This window comes from Phenylobacterium sp., from assembly GCF_030654915.1.
GTDB lineage: Bacteria > Pseudomonadota > Alphaproteobacteria > Caulobacterales > Caulobacteraceae > Phenylobacterium.
Map to the genome: position 1 here is coordinate 1 of NZ_JAURWM010000354.1, position 4538 is coordinate 4538.

Consider the following 4538-nt stretch of genomic DNA (forward strand, 5'->3'; position numbering starts at 1 on the left):
GGGATCTCGTTGCCCGGGATCACCCGCGAGGAGAACACGCAGGAATCGCCCGCGCCGAGCTTCACATGTTGATGGGTCCCGTCGGCGATCCGCGACAAGGCGGCGCGCGCCTCGCCCTGGCTGCCGGTACACAGGAACAGCACTTCGTTGTCGGCCGCAGCGCCGGCCTGCTGGTCGGTCAGGAATTCCTTGATGCCCACGAACAGGCCGACGGACTTCGCCGCCGCCGCCATCCGGTGCATCGAGCGCCCGACCAGGCAGACCCGCCGTCCCGCCGATTCTGCGGCGCGGATCACGCTGTCCATCCGCGCGACGTTCGACGCGAAACAGGCCACCGCGACCTTGCCGCGCAGGCCTGAGATCAGGTCCGCCAGCGCGTCGCGGACATCGGCTTCCGAGCCGGCCTCGCCATCCACGAATACGTTCGTGGAGTCGCAGACCATGGCCAGGACGCCCTCGTCGCCCAACTTGACGATCGCCGCCTCGTCGGTCGTCGAGCCGAGCACCGGATCGGGATCTATCTTCCAGTCGCCGGTATGCAGGATCGTGCCCAGCGGCGTGCGGATCGCCAGACCGTTCGGCTCAGGGATCGAGTGGGTCAGGGTGATCAGGTCGATCTCGAACGGGCCGAGCGTCACCTTGCCGCCGAGCGGAACCTCGGTGATGTGGGCGTCGGCGCAGTCTTCGTTCTCGCGCAGCTTCTCGCGCAGCAGGAAGGCGGTGAACGGCGTCGCATAGAGCGGCGCGCGAAGTTGCGGCCACAGCCACGCCACGGCGCCGATATGGTCCTCATGCGCGTGGGTCAGGACGATCCCGATGATGTCCTTGGCGTATTTGGCGATGAACTGCGGGTCGGGCAGGATGATCTCGACGCCGGGCGTCGTCTGGTCGCCGAAGGTGACGCCCAGATCGACCACGATCCACTTGCGCGCATGCGGGGGACCGTAGCCGTAGAGATTGAAGTTCATGCCGATCTCGTTCGAGCCGCCCAGCGGCAGGAAAACGAGTTCGTCTTGGTCTTTTGCTTTCATTACGTCCTTGTCGCCGCGTTCCGGCGATGAATTTCGAGAAGGCCGCGGATTGTCAGATCCGGGTCAAAATGATCAATGGCCATGGTCGCGCCGTGGAACAGCGAGGCCACGCCGCCCGTGGCCACGACCGTCATCGGGGCCTCGCGCTCGGCCTTGATCCGGGCGATCAACCCCTCGATCAGGGCCACATAGCCCCAGAATACGCCTGACTGCATTGCGCCCACCGTGTCGGTGCCGACCACGCGTTGGGGTCTCTGGATCGCGACCCGCGGCAGTTTCGCCGCCGCAGTGTGCAACGCTTCCATAGATAGGTTGATCCCAGGCGCAATCACCCCCCCTTCGAACCCGCCGTCCGAGGCGATGACGTCGAAGGTGGTGGCGGTGCCGGAGTCGATGACGATCAGGTCACCCGGATAGACGATGTGCGCGCCGATCGCATTGACCAGCCGGTCGGCGCCCGCTTCTGACGGCTTGTCGATCCGGATTGCGATCCCGAGGTCGGCGTTCTCGCCGATCACCAGGGGCTCGACGTGCAGATAGCGCCTGGCCAGATTGCGCAGGTTGAAGATCGACTGCGGCACGACACTGGAGATGATGCAGGCCGTCACCACGCCGAACTGCAGGCCGGCCATGTTCAGCAGTTGCGCCAGCCAGACCGCATACTCGTCTGCTGTGCGGCTGGAGTCCGTGGCCGCCCGCCATTGGGCGATCCAGGTCTCCCCGTCATGAACGGCGAAAAGCGTATTGGTGTTGCCCTGTTCGATCGCCAGAAGCATCGTATTCAAGCCTCTCCAAAGAAGACGTCGCCGGCGGTGATCCGCAGGACCGTCCCATCGTCAAGCCGCAGCCGCAGAGCGCCGTCCGCATCAAGCCCCTCGGCCACGCCTCGGTGCGTCTGGTTAGGCAACCGCGCTTCGCAGGGTTGGCCCAAACCGTGGGCGTAGGAAGTCCACGCGGTCGCGATGGGGCCAAAGCCGTCACGATCCCAAGCAGCGCGCCAACGCTCGAAGCTGCTGGCCAAGACCTCCAGGGCGTCGAGCGGCGTCGGCGGCGGAGCCGCCATATGCTCGGCGAACGCGGTGGCGGGACGTTCGAGGTCCTCCGGCGCATGGGCCAAATTGATGCCGATTCCGACCGCCATCCACAGCGTTCCATCGGATCGCGTGCCGGATTCGATCAGAATTCCGACCGCCTTGCGACCATATACCAAGACGTCATTGGGCCATTTCAGCCGCGCTGCGCCCACGCCGAGGCAGGTGTCCCCCAGCTCGGCTGCCGCCAGCGCCGCCACGAACGACAGCTGGGCCGCTTCGCCCGCCGACTTGTCGGTGGTGAACAGTAGGGTCGCCGCCAGGTTTCCGGTATTGGTCGACCAGGCCCGGCCCCGCCGCCCGCGGCCCGACGTTTGCCGCGCCGCCGTGATCCAGACCGGACCGACCTCCCCCGCCTCGGCGCGACGTCGCGCCTCGGCGTTGGTGGAGTCCAGTTCGTCGTAAGCTTCGATCGGCGGGTGGACGCCCACCTAGGAGGCCAACCCAAACGCCGCCGCAGCAGCCTTGGCCAGCGGGTCGAGGTAGATCAAAGCGACCAGCACGACGGGGAAGGAAAACAGCGCCGCGCCGATAGCGACGGCCTTGGCCTCGCCCGGAATGGCGTCGGTCCCGCCAGGAGATGCGTCGAACCACATCACCTTGATCAGGCGCAGATAGTAGAAGGCGGCGACGACGGAGCCGACCAGGCCCAGGACAGCGGCGATCTGGATCATCGGATCGCCAACATTGATCGCCGCCTTGAAGACGTAGAACTTCGCCCAGAAGCCCGAGAACGGCGGCAAGCCAAGCGCCGACAACGAGAAAGCGCTCATCGCCAGTGCGATCGCCGGGCGTTCCTTGAACAGGCCCGCCATATCGTCGATCGTCTCCATCGGCCGGCCCTCACGCGACAGGGCGGTCAGGCAGGCGAAGAAGCCGGTCACGTCGACCATGTAGAGCACCATGAAGACCAGCATGGCCTGCATGCCCTCGGCATTGCCAGCCGCGAGGCCAAGCACCGCGTAGCCGATATTGGCGATCGAGGAATAGGCCCACAGGCGCTTCAGGTTGGTCTGCACCAGACCGACAAAGGCCCCAACGAAGATCGACAACAGGGCGATCAGCACCAGGATCTGGCGCCATTGGTCGGCGGCTCCGGCGAAGCCTTCCGACAGCACCCGGGCCAGCAGCACCATGGCCGCCAGCTTCGGCGCGCCGGCGAAGAACGCCACGACCGGAGTCGGGGCGCCTTCATAGACGTCCGGCGTCCACATGTGGAACGGCGCGGCCGAGACCTTGAAAGCTAGGCCGCAGATCAGGAACACCAGTCCAAACAGCACGCCCGTGCTCGCGCCCGCCTCCACCGCCACGGCGATGTCTTCGAACTTGGTCGAGCCGGCGAAGCCGTAGATCAGCGAGGCGCCGTAGAGCAGCAGGCCCGAGGACAGCGCTCCGAGCACGAAGTACTTCAGACCAGCTTCCGAGGCCTTGGCGTCCTCGCGGTGCATGGCCGCCAGCACGTAGAGCGCCAGCGAGTGCAGTTCGACGCCGATATAGAGCGAGATGAGGTCGCCAGCCGACGCCATCATCCCCATGCCGAGCGCGGCCAGCAGGATCAGGATCGGGAACTCGAAGTTGTGGATCGCCTTGCGTGCGAACCACTTCTGACCAAGCGGGACGGCCACGGCGCTGGCGGCGTAGATCGCCACCTTGGCGAAGGCCGAGGCTTGGTCGGAAATCATGCCCCCAGTGAACCCGCGGCCGATCGGACCGACGGCGGCCGCCCAGGCGGCGAGCGCCAGGGCGCCCATGGCCGCCAGGGTCAGGGCCGTCGTCGCCCGCGGCGCGAAAGCGCCGAAGACGAGCAGGACGAGGGCCGAGATCGCGAGGATCAGCTCGGGGACGGCGAGAGCAAGGTCGTTTGACAAGATCATGACTTTACAGGGTCCCTCACCCGCCGATGGCCGCGCGGTAAACCGCGACGAGGTTGTCGACCGAGGCTTGGGTCAGATCAAAGACAGCGGCCGGATAGACGCCGAGGTACAGAGTCATGGCGATCAGGGGGGCGAAGATCGCCACCTCACGCCAGTCGAGGTCGGTGATGTCGGCCAGGGCCGGATTGGTGATCTCGCCGAACACGACTCGCCGATAGAGGCTGAGCGCATAGACCGCGGAGAAGATCACGCCCGTGGCGGCCACGACCGCCGTCCAGGTCGAGACTTCATAGACCCCGACCATGGTGGTGATTTCGCCGACGAAGCCCGAGGTGCCCGGCAGGCCGACATTGCCCATGGTGAAGAGCATGAAGGTCGCCGCGTACCAGGGCATGCGGTTCACTAGCCCGCCGTAGAAGGCGATCTCGCGCGTATGCATGCGGTCATAGACGACGCCGACGCAGAGGAAGAGCGCGCCGGAGATCACCCCGTGGCTCAGCATCTGGAAGATCGCGCCCTGCACGCCCAGGGCGTTGCCGGCG

5 protein-coding genes are annotated in these 4538 nt (G+C 66.1%); all 5 read right to left on the bottom strand.

From position 1 onward, the window contains the following. A partial coding sequence (locus Q7T84_RS18230; RefSeq protein ID WP_304811706.1) for a ribonuclease J occupies positions 1–1031 on the bottom strand: 1031 nt, incomplete at its 3' end. Continuing rightward, positions 1031–1807 (bottom strand): type III pantothenate kinase, encoded by a 777-nt coding sequence (locus Q7T84_RS18235; RefSeq protein ID WP_304811716.1) that lies wholly within the window; start codon positions 1805–1807, stop codon positions 1031–1033. The genes Q7T84_RS18235 and Q7T84_RS18230, both read right to left, overlap by 1 nt. Positions 1808–1812: 5 nt before the next feature. Then, on the bottom strand, positions 1813–2553 hold the full coding sequence (locus tag Q7T84_RS18240; protein ID WP_304811708.1) for a biotin--[acetyl-CoA-carboxylase] ligase: 741 nt from the start codon (positions 2551–2553) through the stop codon (positions 1813–1815). Continuing rightward, positions 2554–3996, bottom strand: a complete 1443-nt coding sequence (nuoN, locus tag Q7T84_RS18245) for an NADH-quinone oxidoreductase subunit NuoN (RefSeq protein ID WP_304811710.1) — start codon at positions 3994–3996, stop codon at positions 2554–2556. 16 nt (positions 3997–4012) lie between these two features. Next, on the bottom strand, positions 4013–4538 hold a 526-nt coding region (locus Q7T84_RS18250), incomplete at its 5' end, for a proton-conducting transporter membrane subunit (protein WP_304811713.1).

Bases quoted from the DNA above. Each gene is read 5' to 3' on its own strand.
- Q7T84_RS18235 (WP_304811716.1), bottom strand. From the start codon at position 1,807: ATGCTTCTGGCGATCGAACAGGGCAACACCAATACGCTTTTCGCCGTT.
- nuoN (WP_304811710.1), bottom strand. From the start codon at position 3,996: ATGATCTTGTCAAACGACCTTGCTCTCGCCGTCCCCGAGCTGATCCTC.